The following is a 14,415-nucleotide window of genomic DNA, read 5'->3' as shown; positions in this document are numbered from 1 at the left end:
TGACGACGGTGGAGCCGGGATGGCTCGTTTATATCGCCGGGCTCTACCCGTTCGATTCGGCTTGGTCGCGCAGGCTGGCTACGTCGTGATCGAGGAGAGATGAGTAGGATCGTTGTGGCGTATCGCCGCCCTCGTGATAGCCACCGAGAACGCCGACGACCTTTCCCTGCTGCTTCGCCGGGTTGTACTGCGAGAGCCAGGGGCTTCCGCTGGTGCCGCCGGTGAATCCATCACAGTCGAAGGCCAGTTGGTATTTGAACCGGTGAATGGCGGTGGTGTCACACTGGATCGCGCGATCATTCCCGGGCGTTCCGGAAGCCGGATACCCGACGACGTGGACTTTCTCGGGGAGTGCTGTATTCGGGGTGAGGCGGTTCGATCCGGTTACATCGGCGACGTTCTTGCCGCTCGTCTTGTCCTTGGCCAGGATGATGAAGCCGAAATCGAGGTCAGGGTCCGCTCGTTTCTTCCATCCATTGTGAACGAGGAGTGTCTGCGCGGCCCAGATGCCATACGGGGCGTTTCCGGAGTCGTACTGGGGAACGAAAGCGATCTTGTCGCGGTAGTACCCGGTATTGGTATCAGTGTTGTAGCTATATATGCAGTGCGCCGCGGTGAGGGCCAGATTATGCTTCGTGCTGTATACGACGCTGGCAGTGCAGTAGTGGTCACCCGTCTTGCTGTGCGTGAAGAGCCGGCCGACGCTCGGAATGCCGGTGAACACCGTCCCTTGGGGAATGCCCTTCCTGTCTCGTAGCAGCGCTCGTTTCTGTGGCCGGCGCTGATCCTCTGGGGTGGCCGCCTTCATGCGTGCCGGGGTCCAGTAGTTCTTCGTGTCCGAGTCGCTGCTTGACGCGGTCTGCACGATCGCCGTGCTCGGCGAATGACCGTGGCCGGCCAGGAGGATCGCTCCGGTCGCCGCCACGCATGCGGCAGCCGTAGCGGTGATAACGGTCTTCGTTCTACTGTTCATCATAGTTTGGGGTTGTGTCGCTGTTGTGTCGTTGGCGGATGAGAGAGCCTACTCTTTTTACCGCATTAAGGTGATAATTGGCGACTATTGCGCATAAGTGATGCAAATCACATGAAGCGCTCTGAGTCTGTGATCTGCGTTCCGGGGTTTGCGCTAAATTCGGGTAATACCTGTTTCTGGGATCTATGTAGTGCCTTTTACGTATTTTTTACCGTGGACGGGTGATCAGTCCGGCCAGGTGTACTCGAAGGCGCCGCTCTCGACCAGCTCGATGAACCGAGTGATGTTCTCGGCCTGCGGCAGTGCGTCGTGCCAGCCGTCTCCGGTGAGATCGACCAGCATCACCGGACTCGAGTCGTCTCGAAGGTCGACCGCGAGGAGCTCGCGGCTCCCGTCGCATCCGAGGACGGCCATCCCGGGGAACGCCTCGTTGGCCCCGGTCTCTCGGAGGACGGCGTTCGTTTCATGCGTTTCACGGGGTGTGTAAAGCCATACGTAGGAGTCCGAAGAGGACCAGCCGCGGCGAAACCAGGATCGTCTCTGGAGGTAGTCGCGCCAGGCGACGGGGAGCGGAGCGCCGAGAGCCTCGGTCGCCTCGGCGAACTCCTCATCGGCCACGCGTCCGCGGTAGTCGACCTCTTCGATGATCGCGCCGATGATGTTCGCGTTGAGCTCGTCCAGGTCTTCGGCCGGGATCCAGTACTCCAGAACGTCGCGCCCGCCGACCTGCCGCACCGAGTAACGATCGAGGAAGGACTTGCGGACGTCGAAGCGGGTGACGTAGCCGACGCCTCCGTGCGGGACGTTCCACTCGCGGGTGATCTTCGTTGCGTACCAGCGGTTGAGGACCGGATAGAAGATCGGCTGGTCCGGCAGTCGTGGCGGCCAGGAACGCCACCCGGATTCCGCCACCAGATCGAGCTCCTGCTGCCCGGTCGGCCTCCACAACGTCACCGTTTCCGCGCCATGTTCCCCTGCCCGCATGGCGGACAACCGTAGTGCCCGGCCGGCCGCGAACGGGATCTCGGCCGCTCAGGCTCCAGGCGGGACGCCGAAAGGGGCCAGGACGGCGTCGACGTAGGCATGGGGATCGTCCGGGGCCGCGCCGACGCGCCGCAGTGCCGCGGCCCCGAGGTAGGCCGAGTAGCTCATCGTCGCGTAGTGACGTGCGAGCTCCGGGGGATGCCCGAGCTCGGCGAACGCCGTCTCGATGACGGCGAGGCGCCGGCGTGTCACCCGCTCGGCGACGGACCGTACGGCCGGATCGTCGGAGGCGGTGAGCAGTCGCAGGGCGAGGTCGCCGTCGTCTGGGCCCGCGAACGCCTGGTGGACCAGGCGGCGCAGGCGTTCGGCCGGGTCGGGGATCTCGGTGAGCCGGGCCGCGACCGCCTCGGTCTGGGTCCGTTCCCAGCGCTCGAGAGCGGCCTCGAGCAGCGCCTGCCGGTTCTCGAAGAGCCAGTAGAAGCTCGACTTCGAAGCGCCCAGCCGGGCGGCGACCGGTTCGACGGCGACCGCGTTCGGGCCCCCTTGGGTGAGGGCGTCGAGCGCGGCGGCGGCCCAGTCGTCGCGGGTCAGGCGGGCGGTACGCGGCATTCGGGACCTCGCGGAATCTCATTCTGTACGGTGGCGTACAGTACCATTCTAGACGGTGGCGTACAGAACGCCTCTCGACGCGAGGAGCGAGCGCATGGACTGGATCCTGGACCGGCTGATCCCGACGTACGACTTCCGCACCCGCTACAGCCGCCGGGTCGCGGCCCCTCCGGACGCGGTGTGGGAGGCGCTGCAGAAGGTCACGGCCGCCGAACTCCCGGTCACCCGCCTGCTGATGCGCATCCGGTCGGCCGGCCGCGACCCTTTCTCCGGCCCGATCGCGCAGGCCCTGCCAATGGCCGACCTGGGGCGTGAGGAGGGACGCGAGGCCGTGAGCGGGAGGGTGGCCAAGTTCTGGCGGTTCCGGCCGGAGCCGGGCCCGGAGGAGACCGCCGACCCCGCCGTGTTCGCGGCCTTCTCCGAACCCGGCTGGGCCAAGGCCGCGATGAGCTTCCAGCTGAGCCCGACGGCCGGCGGCACCCTGCTGACAGCCGAGACCCGCGTCCGCGCGACCGACCGCGCCAGCCGCCGCGCCTTCGCCCCGTACTGGCTGCTCATCCGCGCCGGAGGCGCCGGCTTCATCCGCCTGGAACTCCTCAGGGCGATCGCCCGCCGCGCCGAGCATGTCGGTGCCTCCTAGGGCCTGTCTCGAAGTCCGCTGTCCTACTGCGCGGCGTCCAGGCGGCGCCTCGCCGCGTTGTCGTCGGTCGCCAGCCAAAACCAGGCTGACTCCCTCCTCCGCCTTGCGAGGCACCACCTGGACACCGCTCGCTACGGACGGGGACTTCGAGACAGGCCCTAGGGGCGCCTCCTTTCGCGAATTTCAACATTCGCCCTCTTGCAGCGAACCGCGCCGTCGTTGGTGTCTCCGTACGGCCATATGGCGATGTCCCTTCAGGCGCGCCGGCCAGGAGGCCGCGCCGATCGCGGCCATGGGTCGCGGAGTGGGGCGCTCACTGATCACGCTCGGCCGTGGCCGGCGCCGAAACAGACGAAGCCGAGAGTGGACAAGGGCCTGGGCGCCCACGCCAAGGCCTCGGCAGGGCTCGCGCCGGCCGCGAGACGCTCGTGGAAACCGGTCATCAGGTCGCGGGCGGCGGCGTCGCCGACCGGGGTGACGGCGGCGACGACGGTCGCCGTGCCGAAGCCGAGGGCGGCGGTGACCATGCCGATGACCGCCTCGCCCTCGTAGATCTCCGCGCGGCCCGCGTCGCATGCGGACAGGACCAGCAGCTGCGGTGAGCGTTCCAGATGTTCCAGGTCGTACGTGAACAGCGGTCCGTCGGCGAGTCGGAGGCCGGAGAACAGGGCGTTCCCCGAACGGAACACTCCGTGGGCCGCGACGTGGGCCACGGCGGCGCCGTCGAGGGCGCGCCGTACGGTCTCGGCGGTCGCGGCCGGGCCGGTGAGGATCCTCGCCTCTGGGTGCCGCGTGCGTACGGCGGCGATCTCGTCCTCGGCGTGCGCGAGGTCCGGGCCGGCGATCAGCGTCGCGTGCCCGTGGGACGGCGGCACCCGCATGGCGCGCAGCCAGCCCGCCGCCGACGGCACCACGGTCATGGGACGGTCCGCCAGCGACGGTAGCGCGGGCCAGGGCAGGCCGTGCAGCGCGCCGACCGGGGACAGCACGACGGGCCGGTCGCCCATGCGCAGCGGGTCGAGCAGCCGGGTCTGGAGGCGCTTCGCCGTGGCCGCCAGGGACGAGCGTGCCGGTGCGCCGTCGGGATCCCGGGCGAGCCGGGACACGGCGAAGCGGAGCAGCCGCACGTCGTCGCGGACCGGGTCGTACGGGCCCAGGGAGTGGCGTCGGCAGCGACCGTTCGCGAGCGTCACCGCGACGAGCTCCGCGCCGACCCGGATGAACTCGACGAACATCCGCTCGCCCAGCGTCTCGGTGAGGGCGGGGATCAGCCAGCCCCATCCGGGGACCGCGTCGCGGCTGGACGACAGGCGGCGGCACCGGGCGCGTACGGCGTCTTCCAGCCGGGACTGGGCGGCCAGGAGCTCCGGGCGGTCGGGGACCTCGGCGGTGACGCGGCGCAGCTCGGCCAGGAGTCCGCCGAGCCGCCGGTCGCGGGGCGGCCGTACGGCGGGCGGTCGGCCGGCGATCGCCCGCGCCCGCTCGGCGGCCACGAGGAGGGCGCGGGGGCCGGCCGCGAGTCGCAGGCCGAGCTCGGCCAGCTCGACGGCCCAGCCCGCCGCGCGCCCGCGCAGCTCGGCGGCCCCGAGCGCGGCGGCGTGCTCGTCCACGGTGCGCAGCCCGGCGCGTACGGCGGCGGCCGCGCCGGGCCGGTCGCCGCGCGCGAGCCGCAGCAGCGCGGTGGCGTGCAGGCCCGCGACGCGTGCGCTCACGGTGCCGCCGCCGACCCGATCGAGAAGGCGTTCGGCGTGCGCGTGGTCGCCGCGCGCGAGCGCCACCAGGCCCGCCAGGGTGCGCGCGTCGTCGGCGGCGGAGGCCCAGCCGTACCGTGCGAGGCGTTCGGCGGCCTGCTCGGCGGCCGTGAGCAGGCCCGCGGACCGGTAGCCGTCCGCCCAGCGGGCCCGAAGGCCGATCAACTCGGCCGGCCGGCAGGTACGGTTCGCGGACTCCTCCTGCGCCCGCCGGGCGGTCGCCGCCGCGGCGCGGGGATCGCCGTCGGCCAGCTCGGCGTGGGCGAGGAGCAGGAGCGCGTCGGCGGTGTCGCAGCGGTACCCGCCGGCGGTCAGCCGTTCGACGGTGTCCGCCAGCAGGGTGCGGGCCTCGCCGGGCAGCCGGGCGGCGATCAGCGCCTCCGCCCGGTCGATGCGCAGTTGGTGGACGCGTTCGTCCGCGCCGGCCAGCTCCGGCTCGATCTCCTCGTACAGCGTGAGCGCGCGCGGCAGGTCGCCGCGCCGCATGGCGACGAACGCGAGATTGTGCCGGACCATCGCCGCCTGGTGCCGCAGCCCCGCCCGCTCGGCGACCGCGAGCGCCGCGCGCAGGTCGGCCTCGCCGCCCCCGAGCCGGCCGGCGTACGTCTTCGCGAGCCCGGTGTTGATGCGCAGGCCGACGACGACCTCCGGATCGGTGCAGGTCCGGGCGATGCGCGCGACCTCCCGGATGCGGCCGCTGCGGGCGAGGACGTACGCCCGGTTGGCGAGCAGCCGGTCGGCGTCGGCTCCGGTCAGCACCGGGGCGGCGGCGTCGGCGGCGGCCAGTGCCCCATTGAGGTCGCCGCTCGTGGCGAGCAGGCCGACGAGGTTCATCCGCACCTGGGCCGCGGCGTAGGGCAACGCTGCCGACTCGGCGACGCGGAGCGCCTCGCGCAGGTGCGCGACGCCCTCGCCCAGCCGGCCCAGCTCCTTGCCGGCCAGGCCGAGGGCGCGCAGGGCCAGCACGCGCTCCTCCGGCCGGCCGGTGTCCCGCAGCGCCGAGGCGGTGGCGTAGACGCCGCGTGGGTCGACGGCCGCCAGCGCGAGCAGCTCAGACATGGACCCAGCTCGTCACGACCGACGTCGCGTCGGCCAGCCGGAACAGGAGACTGACCAGGCCGGCCGGCACCTCGGAGAGCACGAACCCACCGGACTCGTCGGTCCGGGCGCCGCGCTCGCCGTGCGGCGAGCGGAGGATCACCTCCGCGGCCACCGCGGGAGCCAGCTGCCCGACGATCTCCCGGCCGGCGACCTCGATCTCCACGTGGACGCCCCGCCCGGCGAACGTCAGCGTTCTGGGCCCGCCGCCGCGCACCCCGGCCGGGGTCTCCGCCGCGTCGTGCGCGAGCGTCGCCAGCGTCGCCTCCGGCGCAAACCAGTCGAACGCCGCCAGCCCGAGGGCGACCAGGTGCTCCGGCACCGGCGGGAACGCGACGCGCAGGCGCTCGATCAGCTCGTCGTCGGTCACGTGACACCGAGCCGGCGCCGCAGGTGGGTCAGGCAACGGGTGCGGGTCGGGCCGACGCTGCCGAGCGGTACGCCGAGCGCCGTCGAGATCTCCGCGTAGCTGAGCCGGGGCGAGGCGATCGACAGCTCGAGAAGGGCGCGGCAGCGGGGTGGCACGGCGTCCAGGGCGGCGGCCACCGAACCCGCGAGCTCACGGCCGAACACCACGTGATGCGGACCGGTGACCGTCGGGGCGTGGCCGGTCAACGGGCTCTCGCGGCCTCGCCGCCGCAGCGTGGCCAGGCTTTCCCGGCGGGCGGTGACGGCCAGCCACGCGCCCGCCCGCGCCGGGTCCCGCAGCCCGGGCAGCCGCTCGACGAGCCGCAGCCACGTCGTCTGCACGACGTCGTCGACGTCCGCGCCGCTCAGCCCGTACGATCGCGCGATCGCGCACAGCAGCCGTGAGTAGCGGTCGACGAGCGTCCGCCAGGCCGCCGGATCACCCCTGCGAGCCCGCCTCACCAGGTCTCCGGTCTCGTTCCACTCCACGCGCCGTGATGATAGCGGAAAGTAGTCTATCGATTACAATCGGTTGACTGTCGGACCGGCCTCAGTGGTGTCCGGTGGAGAGTTCGACCCGTGCCCGGGAGAAATCGCCGGTCCGGAGCGCGTCCTCATCGATCAGAAAATGCACGTAGCCTCCGTCGTCCCACACCCAGTGGTGTTCGGGCGCGTTGAGCGTGAGCAGGCCAAGAGTGAGTAGGTGCCGGTACGGGCGCTCGGTGGCCGTTCCGTTCAGCCACGGCCAGCCGAAGGCCTGGTCGAGACCGATGAATTCGACGTCGTCGTCGGTCACGCTGTAGTAGAGGCCCTGATCCGTGGCGAAATCCTCCCAGTACTGCTGCCACACGATGTGGGCGGGATGGTCGGAGACGCCCGCGCTGACCTCGAGCGTGTCGAGGATCCTGTCGTAGCCGCCACTGGACATCGGAAGGGTGACGGCCGGGACGGCCTGCAACGGAGTCTGGTCGTGCACCATGGCGGGCTCCGGGGCCTCCACTTCGACGGCGCGCGTCGCGTCCGCCGGAATGACCCGGCAGATCTGCAGGTCGTCCATGGGGTTCCGGGCGCGGGTGGCCGCGCGGTACTCGTCGTTCGGCTCGAGGCAGAAGAAGTTGAGCAGTCCGACGTCGGCGGGCGGTTCGCTGCCGAGCCACGGCCGCAGCGTCGCGATGTCGAGCACGGCGTACAGGCTCAGCGGCAGGCCCTCGTGTTCCGGCCAGGGCGTACCAGGGTCCAGGCAGGCCGGACCGCCGAAGTAGCAGCGGCTTTCACGCGGCAGGCAGTCGTCGACGTCGTGTCCGAAGTCGTACAGGCCGAAACCCGGTCGCGCGAGGGCGGCGAGTTGCCTGCCCAGGTGTTCACCGAGCTGCTCGACGCACTGCGCTTCGACGCTCGCCAGACGCTCTCGATAATCCATGGGGATCATCAGAGCAGGGGGATACGACGCGTTCACCTCCAACGCCGGCCTCCGGCCGCGGCGCCAGGCCGGCGATCCGGCTTGCTGCAGGGACTCGGTCTTTCACCCCGCTGCGGCGCCACCGGTGCGCGATGGCGCCGCCTCGGCGTGGGGACGGTCAGCCGATGCTGTAGGAGAAGGAGTTCACGGCGAGGCCCGCGCCGCCGACCCACGGTTCGAAGCCCGTCTGAACGCTGGTCAGGTACCAGGAGCGCTGCGCGTAGCCGCGCCTCACCATGTCGTCATAGAAGGTGTGGACGGGGAAGGAGATCGTGGACGTCGCCGAGGTGCGTACGTACGAGACCACGTTCCAGCCGCTGTTGCCGTACCAGACGTCCCAGGTGCCGCCGGCGAGGGAGACGGTGCCGACCTTGGATCCGACGGGCTGGACCGAGCCGGTGTGGTTGAGCCACACCATCAGCTCGGCGCCGGTGTTCTGGCCGTTCGTGCGGGCCGTCGGGTCGAACCAGACGTCGTAGGACGCGTCGTAGACCCCGGAGCCGGGATAGGACATGCTCACGCTGGTCTGGACCGTGGTGAACCGGCCGTCGTCGGTGCGCAGGGGCAGGCCACTGCCGGTGGAACAGTTTCCGTAGTGGCAGCCGGCGTAGACCGACGGGTACGCACCGGGTGCACCGTTCTGCGGCTTGTTGTGGCTGGCGGTGGTGACCGAGAAGCCGGTATTCGTGACGTTGATGCACTGCTGCGTGCTGTCGCCCCAGTTGTTGTTCTGGACGACGTACCTGCCGCCTTGGATCTTGGTCGAGCCGTACTGGGCGCAGATCTGAGTGTCGGCGCGCGCCGGGGCACCGGTCATGGCCGGGATGAGGACCGAGCCGGCCAGCGCCAGCGCGGCCGAGATGGCTCGACGTCTCATGGGAACCTCCGTGGATCGCGAACGGGTCGGAGAGTGCCGTACGGATGCCGGGCATCCGGTCGGGATGGGAGCGCCCCCGGAATCACGGGATGCTAACGCCGGTGCGGCGGGCGGCGCACGACTCCGTCGCCCGCCGTTGGGAGAGCACCCACGCTGACGAGGGCGAATGGATCCGCGCGTCTTTCCGGGCCCGTGAAAGTGGTTTCACGGCGACGGGCGCGCCCGGCCGGGAGGACCGGCCTCGGATGCGGATGTCTGTTGCCCGGAATTCGGACATATCGTCCCTCTATTGGGCAAACAGCGCCACTAGTGCGGTTCATCGTCGTCGTGCAGACTGTTCAGTGAAATCCCGAGCCGCTGTGGGTCGGGGCCGGTCCACTCCCGAAAGCCCCCAACATGACCGCGATTGTCGGCATCACCGATGGCAACACCGTCGTCATCGCCGGAGACTCCGCCGGAGTAGCTGGACAACTCACCCAGCTCCGCCTCGACTCCAAGGTCTTCAACAACGGGCCCTACGCGATCGGCTACACCACCTCGTTCCGCATGGGACAGATCCTCCGCTATGCCGTCAAAACCCCGGTCCCGCCCGAGCGGGAAGAAGACCTGCACGCATTCATGTGCACCAACTTCATCAACGGCGTCCGCGAAGGACTGAAAGACGGCGGATGGGCCAGCAAGAACAACGACCAGGAAGAAGGTGGATCCTTCCTCGTCGGCGTCCGTGGCCGCCTCTTCGAAATCGGCCATGACTACCAGGTGGGCGAGCTGGTCGACGGGTACACGGCCGTGGGTTGCGGCGAAGAGATCGCCCTCGGAGCCCTTCACGCCACCGGCAACGCCGGCCTATCCCTCGAATCCCGCGCCATCGCCGCTCTTGAGGCCGCAGCGCACTTCTCCACGGGTGTTCGACCGCCATTCACGGTCGTCCGTACGACGAAGGGCGACGACTGATGCGCGAAGTGCTCCACTGATCACAGTGAGTTGATCTCGACGCCGAGATCCGGGTGCGTGCGCCGGCCCACCGGGTCGAGGACGCGGTCGGCGGCGACCGTGGCGGGCAGATCCTCGTCGGCGGAGAGGCGGGCGATCGCGCCCGCGACGGCCGGGGCCGCGAAGGAGGTTCCGCTCCAGGTCGCGTACCCCGTGAAGTCGTCGGGGTCGATGCCCCGGACGCGCGGCCGGGGCCCGTCGAACCGCACGAAGCAGCTGTGGACGTCGACGCCGGGCGCGCAGGCGTCCACCCACCAGCCGTAGTCGGAGAACGCCGCGCGCTCCTCGCCGTCGAGCGCGGCGACCGCGATGACGTGCTTCAGGGCGGCCGGCCAGAACGGCCGGTCGCTCGCGTGGTTGCCCGCGCACGCGACGACGACCGAGCGGCGGGCGAGGGCGGCGACGGCGCGGGCCACGAGGGGAGAGGGGCGGTCGTCGAAGGTGTGGCAGCCGAACGACAGGTTGACCACGTCGGCTCCTCCCCACGCGACCAGCCAGGCCAGAGCGTGCAGCACGCCGAGTTCGTCGCCGACGCCGTCGCCGCCGATCACGCGTTTGGCGCGGATGCGCGCGGACGGCGCGCGGCGCAGCACGACCCCCGCGATGAACGTGCCGTGCCCGGCCTGCGCGTCGAGCGTGTAGTCGAGGTCGGCGTCCAGGACCTCGGCGACCTCGTCGCGCTGCTCGGCGTACCAGGGCGCGGCGGAGTACCAGGGGTGCGGCGACAGGCCGGTGTCCAGGACGGCGACCGTCACCGGCCGACGGGCCGCGGCGTCGGCCGCGGGCGGGGCGAACGCCGGCGCGGGGCGGGGCACTCCGGCCGGGCCGCTCCACCACATCGGCTGGCCGTGGACGAGGTGGTTCGGCGCGACGGCCAGGCGCCGGTGCGGCGTGCCGCCGGCCAGCTGCGCGGACAACTCGCACACGTCGACCTTCGCGGCGGCGCGGAGCATGACACGGGAGAACCCCGGTCCGTCGTGGCGCGTGTCGTACCAGCGGCGCACCGCGTCCTCGACCGCCGGCAGGTCGTGGTCGGCCACGAGGATCTGGTCGCGGCGCAGCAGCGCCGGACGGCCGGGGAACGGCTCGACCACGATCGTGTCACGGTGTCGGGTGAGGAGCCGTTCGATGCGGGTGTCGTGATCGGTCATCGCGCCGCCTTCTCCGCGTGTCCGTGTGATTACCCATCGTCGCCGGATGGCGGGACGTTTCGCGCGCCGTCCCCAAGGAACCAGAATCGGCGCGGCGGCTCCGTGCCGTCGGGTCACCGGTGGCTCCGTGCCGTCAGGTCACCCCACTGCGCGGCGGGTCCTGCCGCCCGGGCACGGCGGGTTCGAGCGTCGGGTCGCCCGGGTATGGCGGGTTCGAGCGGTCGACCGGGTATGGCGGGTCCGTGCCTTCGCGTCCACCTTGGGTACGGCGGGTCCTTGCCGTGAGGTCACCTCGAGGTCACTCTGGAGTGATGAGAACGGCGGCGGAGTTCACCGATCCGGGTCCCTCGCCGGACGAGGTCGAGCCGCCGGTCTCCCCTGGGGCGCGTCGCGGGCTCCGGCTCGTGGCGCTGGTCGCCGGGGCGCTGCCGGTTCTGGCGTTCCCCCGCGCGGGGCTGGACTGGCTGGCGTGGGTGGCGCTCGTGCCCGGCCTGCTGGTCGTACGGGCCGCCGCGACCGGCCGGGACGCCGCCGTACGCGGCTGGTGGTTCGGCGCGGGATACCTCGCCGCCGCGCTCTACTGGCTGCTGCCCGACCTCGGCCCGGCGCTGCCGCTGCTCGTGGCGGTCGCCGGGGTGCTCTGGGCGGGGTGGGGATATGCGGCCTGGGCGCTGCTGCGGCCGGGACGGCTCGCGGCGGCGCTCGTCGTCGTGCCGAGCGTGTGGGTGGTGGGTGAGTGGCTGCGTTCCTGGCACGCCCTCGGCGGGCCCTGGGCGTTGTACGGCGCCACGCAGTGGCGGCATCCGGCGGTGCTGGGCCTCGCGTCGCTGGGCGGCGTATGGCTGGTGACCTTCGCCCTCGTGGCGGTGAACACCGCGGTTGCCATGGTGCTCGTCACCCGCTCGGTGACTGCCGCGGTCCTCGCGGCGCTCATCGGCCTGTCCGGCCCGGTGGTCTACACGCCGTCGTCGGAGGCCGCCGGCCGGCCGATGCGAGTCGCGCTCGTCCAGCCCGGGGTCGTCGACGGCCCGGAGCGCCGGTTCGACGAGAACGAGCGGATCACGGCCGCGCTCCCGGCCGCCGACCTGGTGGTCTGGGGTGAGAGCAGCGTCGGCTTCGACCTCGACCGGCGGCCCGATCTGGTCGCCCGCCTGACCGCGCTCGCCCGCGCGCACGGCCCCCTGCTCGTTAACGAGGACGCGCGCGACGCGTCCGGGCGCATCTCCAAGACCGCGATCCTGATCGGGCCGGACGGCATCCAGGGCCGGTACGTCAAGAACCTGCTCGTCCCGTTCGGGGAGTACATCCCGCTCCGCCGGGAGTTGGGGTGGGTCGCCCGGATCAGCGCGGCGGCCGCCGAGGACCGCGTGCCCGGGACGGGCATCGTGCTGATGCGGGCCGGGAGCGGTCCGGACGCCGTGACCTTCGGGCCGCTGATCTGCTTCGAGTCGGCGTTCCCCGACCAGAGCCGGGCGGTGGTCCGGCGCGGCGCACGGCTGATCGTGTACGAGTCGGCGACCTCGTCCTTCCAGGACAGCTGGGCGCCGCCGCAGCACGCGTCGCTCGGCGCCGTGCGCGCGGCCGAGACCGGGCGTCCGGTCGTGCAGGCCGCGCTGACCGGGGTGTCGGCCGCCTTCGACGCGAAGGGGCGTCGGCTCGCCTGGTTCGACACGTCGCGGCGCGGGTCGGTGCTGGCCGAGGTCGCGCCCGCCGGGGGCCGTACGCCCTATGACCGGTTCGGGGACTACGTGCCCTGGCTGGCCGTCGGCGCCGTGCTCGTCAGCGGGTGGTGCGCTGTACGGACGCGACGCGGCAGGTGATCCGCCCGCCGTACGTCTGCACGCCGCTCGCCGTGAACTTCGCCTTCTCGCCCGGCGCCACGTCCGTCTCGGCGTGCATCGCCGTGTCGACGCGGTTGCCGCCGCCGTCCACGATGTCGACCTGGACGACGTACCCCGCCGTACGGCCGGTCGTGTTCGTTATCACACCGTGGACGACTCCGGCGTGCAGTTTTCGGCTCAGCGCACACGAGGTGAGCCGGACGTCCTTATCGGCCGGACCGGCGGGGGAGCCGCCGTGCTGGCCGCCGCATCCGGCGAGAAGCCCTGCGGTCACGGCCAGGATCAGGGCTCTGCGCATGCGGGCATCTCCTCGACTGTCATCACCGAACGACGGATTGGCGGCTGTTGATCGCAGCCGACCGCAGAGCCTACCAACGAGTAGGGAACGCCGGAGGCGCACCCGCGGCCCGGAATCTGGGCTGGTGCGACTGGGGACGATGAGGCACAATAACCAAGCGGTCATTTACCTGGAGCGCCGAGGACGTAGGGGAAGACGAACCTCGCAACGTTCCCAGGAGGTCCGGTGTCCGCACGTGGCGTTTTCTACGTCCACTCAGCGCCGCCTGCGCTGTGCCCACATATCGAGTGGGCCGCCGCAGGTGTCCTTGGCGTGCCTGTGTCGTTGCCGTGGAGTGATCAACCCGCGGCACCCGGCACCATGCGCGCCGAGCTGTGCTGGGAGGGCCAGCCCGGCACGGCTGCCGGCATCGTCTCCGCGCTGCGCGAGTGGCGGCTGCTTCGCTTTGAAGCGACCGAGGACGCCAGCCCAGGCTGTGACGGCGTCCGCTACAGCTTCACGCCCTCCCTGGGCGTGTTCACCGCGGTGATCGGCGCCAACGGCGACATCCACGTGCCCGAGGACCGCCTCCGCACCGCCATGGGCAACGCCCTGGCCGGCAAGGTGACGTTCGAGCACGAGGTCGACCGCCTCCTCGGCAAGCCCTGGGACGACGAGCTTGAGCCCTTCCGCCGGGCCGGCGACGGTGCCCCCGTCCGCTGGCTCCACGCCGCGGGCTGATCGCACGTCACTGACGGAGTCCTCGCCGGTCGGGAACGCGGCGAGGACTCCTGGTCTGATGCCTGCCGCGCATGCGATACGACGAATTCGCCGTCCGCTGCCAAGCGACCGTGTTGGTCGCAGCCATCAACGAGTGGCTGCGACCAACACGGTCGCAATGGGCCCTACTCCTCGCCAGAGAAGCGCTCCCACGCGGACTGGCGGGTCATCCCCAGCGTCTCCCCGATGCGCGCCCAGGTCACTCCCAGCGCACGCGCCTTGAGCACCCATTGAGCGAGGTTTCGCTCGACCTGCGCCCCCGCAGCTGCGATCCGCGGCAGACTCGCCAGCACTACCTCGGGGCTCGTCACCTGGTCCCACGGGGCAAGTTGCGGTCCGCCCTCCGCGGGCTTCCCCTCGATCACCGTCGAGCAGAGAGCCACGCACTCATCACAGATGAACACTCCCGGTCCGGCCACGAGCGTCCCGACCTCGGTGTTCCGCTTCTGACAGAACGAGCACGCTGCGATCACGGACTCTTTTGCCGCGGGCGACATCCGATCACCTTTCCCTCCGTGTCAGGTACTCCCTGACGGCGTCAGGCGCCACCTTACGCCGTCAGGAAGTGCCTGAC

Annotated in this window: 15 protein-coding genes; 4 read left to right on the top strand and 11 right to left on the bottom strand. The window is 71.1% G+C overall.

Annotated features, from left to right (window positions below; all coding sequences use genetic code 11):
• Positions 1-43 precede the first annotated feature (43 nt).
• The 3 genes from ACQP2O_RS39360 to ACQP2O_RS39350 form a co-directional block, all read right to left on the bottom strand.
• Positions 44-925, bottom strand: a complete 882-nt coding sequence (locus tag ACQP2O_RS39360) for a trypsin-like serine peptidase (RefSeq protein ID WP_433174271.1) — start codon at positions 923-925, stop codon at positions 44-46.
• 273 nt (positions 926-1,198) lie between these two features.
• On the bottom strand, positions 1,199-1,957 hold the full coding sequence (locus ACQP2O_RS39355; RefSeq protein WP_433174270.1) for a hypothetical protein: 759 nt from the start codon (positions 1,955-1,957) through the stop codon (positions 1,199-1,201).
• A gap of 48 nt (positions 1,958-2,005) precedes the next feature.
• Positions 2,006-2,566 carry a TetR/AcrR family transcriptional regulator gene (locus ACQP2O_RS39350; RefSeq protein WP_433174269.1) on the bottom strand — a complete coding sequence of 187 codons (561 nt, stop codon included), beginning with the start codon at positions 2,564-2,566 and terminating at the stop codon, positions 2,006-2,008.
• A gap of 94 nt (positions 2,567-2,660) precedes the next feature.
• Here ACQP2O_RS39350 and ACQP2O_RS39345 point away from each other — a divergent pair, with 94 nt between their 5' ends.
• A complete protein-coding gene (locus ACQP2O_RS39345) occupies positions 2,661-3,206 on the top strand; it encodes a hypothetical protein (protein ID WP_433174268.1) in 546 nt (181 codons plus the stop codon).
• Positions 3,207-3,526: 320 nt separating this feature from the next.
• Here ACQP2O_RS39345 and ACQP2O_RS39340 read toward each other — a convergent pair whose 3' ends face one another.
• The 5 genes from ACQP2O_RS39340 to ACQP2O_RS39320 form a co-directional block, all read right to left on the bottom strand.
• Positions 3,527-6,016: a CHAT domain-containing protein gene (locus ACQP2O_RS39340; RefSeq protein WP_433174267.1), complete on the bottom strand. Its 2,490-nt coding sequence runs from the start codon at positions 6,014-6,016 to the stop codon at positions 3,527-3,529.
• On the bottom strand, positions 6,009-6,425 hold the full coding sequence (locus ACQP2O_RS39335) for a hypothetical protein (protein WP_433174266.1): 417 nt from the start codon (positions 6,423-6,425) through the stop codon (positions 6,009-6,011). The genes ACQP2O_RS39340 and ACQP2O_RS39335 overlap by 8 nt, the downstream gene beginning before the upstream one ends.
• Positions 6,422-6,952, bottom strand: a complete 531-nt coding sequence (locus ACQP2O_RS39330) for an RNA polymerase sigma factor (RefSeq protein ID WP_433174265.1) — start codon at positions 6,950-6,952, stop codon at positions 6,422-6,424. The genes ACQP2O_RS39335 and ACQP2O_RS39330 overlap by 4 nt, the downstream gene beginning before the upstream one ends.
• 61 nt (positions 6,953-7,013) lie before the next feature.
• Positions 7,014-7,883: a DUF1963 domain-containing protein gene (locus ACQP2O_RS39325; RefSeq protein ID WP_433174264.1), complete on the bottom strand. Its 870-nt coding sequence runs from the start codon at positions 7,881-7,883 to the stop codon at positions 7,014-7,016.
• A 157-nt stretch (positions 7,884-8,040) separates the two neighbouring features.
• Positions 8,041-8,799 carry a GH12 family glycosyl hydrolase domain-containing protein gene (locus ACQP2O_RS39320; protein WP_433174263.1) on the bottom strand — a complete coding sequence of 253 codons (759 nt, stop codon included), beginning with the start codon at positions 8,797-8,799 and terminating at the stop codon, positions 8,041-8,043.
• 396 nt (positions 8,800-9,195) lie between these two features.
• Here ACQP2O_RS39320 and ACQP2O_RS39315 point away from each other — a divergent pair, with 396 nt between their 5' ends.
• Positions 9,196-9,753, top strand: a complete 558-nt coding sequence (locus ACQP2O_RS39315; RefSeq protein WP_433174262.1) for a hypothetical protein — start codon at positions 9,196-9,198, stop codon at positions 9,751-9,753.
• Between the two features lie 20 nt (positions 9,754-9,773).
• Here ACQP2O_RS39315 and ACQP2O_RS39310 read toward each other — a convergent pair whose 3' ends face one another.
• A complete protein-coding gene (locus ACQP2O_RS39310; protein ID WP_433174261.1) occupies positions 9,774-10,943 on the bottom strand; it encodes a S8/S53 family peptidase in 1,170 nt (389 codons plus the stop codon).
• A gap of 311 nt (positions 10,944-11,254) precedes the next feature.
• On the opposite strand from ACQP2O_RS39310, the gene lnt reads away from it, so the two are divergent.
• A complete protein-coding gene (lnt, locus tag ACQP2O_RS39305) occupies positions 11,255-12,763 on the top strand; it encodes an apolipoprotein N-acyltransferase (protein WP_433174260.1) in 1,509 nt (502 codons plus the stop codon).
• Here lnt and ACQP2O_RS39300 read toward each other — a convergent pair.
• A complete protein-coding gene (locus ACQP2O_RS39300) occupies positions 12,723-13,082 on the bottom strand; it encodes an FxLYD domain-containing protein (RefSeq protein WP_433174259.1) in 360 nt (119 codons plus the stop codon). The genes lnt and ACQP2O_RS39300 overlap by 41 nt on opposite strands.
• 225 nt (positions 13,083-13,307) lie before the next feature.
• Between ACQP2O_RS39300 and ACQP2O_RS39295 the strand changes: the two genes are divergently transcribed.
• Positions 13,308-13,802, top strand: coding sequence for a DUF3145 domain-containing protein (locus tag ACQP2O_RS39295; protein WP_360882482.1), 495 nt, complete (start codon positions 13,308-13,310; stop codon positions 13,800-13,802).
• 164 nt (positions 13,803-13,966) lie between these two features.
• Here ACQP2O_RS39295 and ACQP2O_RS39290 read toward each other — a convergent pair whose 3' ends face one another.
• Positions 13,967-14,338, bottom strand: a complete 372-nt coding sequence (locus tag ACQP2O_RS39290) for a ClpX C4-type zinc finger protein (protein ID WP_360882480.1) — start codon at positions 14,336-14,338, stop codon at positions 13,967-13,969.
• Between the last annotated feature and the right edge of the window lie 77 nt (positions 14,339-14,415).

The sequence above is a fragment of the Actinoallomurus sp. CA-150999 genome (assembly GCF_050942425.1).
Lineage (GTDB): Bacteria > Actinomycetota > Actinomycetes > Streptosporangiales > Streptosporangiaceae > Actinoallomurus.
This window is presented reverse-complemented; position numbering and strand designations above follow the sequence as displayed.

Coding starts and splice junctions, on each gene's coding strand:
- ACQP2O_RS39355 (WP_433174270.1), bottom strand. CDS start 1,957: ATGCGGGCAGGGGAACATGGCGCGGAAACGGTGACGTTGTGGAGGCCG.
- ACQP2O_RS39350 (WP_433174269.1), bottom strand. CDS start 2,566: ATGCCGCGTACCGCCCGCCTGACCCGCGACGACTGGGCCGCCGCCGCG.
- ACQP2O_RS39345 (WP_433174268.1), top strand. CDS start 2,661: ATGGACTGGATCCTGGACCGGCTGATCCCGACGTACGACTTCCGCACC.
- ACQP2O_RS39340 (WP_433174267.1), bottom strand. CDS start 6,016: ATGTCTGAGCTGCTCGCGCTGGCGGCCGTCGACCCACGCGGCGTCTAC.
- ACQP2O_RS39325 (WP_433174264.1), bottom strand. CDS start 7,883: ATGGATTATCGAGAGCGTCTGGCGAGCGTCGAAGCGCAGTGCGTCGAG.
- ACQP2O_RS39320 (WP_433174263.1), bottom strand. CDS start 8,799: ATGAGACGTCGAGCCATCTCGGCCGCGCTGGCGCTGGCCGGCTCGGTC.
- ACQP2O_RS39315 (WP_433174262.1), top strand. CDS start 9,196: ATGACCGCGATTGTCGGCATCACCGATGGCAACACCGTCGTCATCGCC.
- ACQP2O_RS39310 (WP_433174261.1), bottom strand. CDS start 10,943: ATGACCGATCACGACACCCGCATCGAACGGCTCCTCACCCGACACCGT.
- lnt (WP_433174260.1), top strand. CDS start 11,255: ATGAGAACGGCGGCGGAGTTCACCGATCCGGGTCCCTCGCCGGACGAG.
- ACQP2O_RS39300 (WP_433174259.1), bottom strand. CDS start 13,082: ATGCGCAGAGCCCTGATCCTGGCCGTGACCGCAGGGCTTCTCGCCGGA.
- ACQP2O_RS39290 (WP_360882480.1), bottom strand. CDS start 14,338: ATGTCGCCCGCGGCAAAAGAGTCCGTGATCGCAGCGTGCTCGTTCTGT.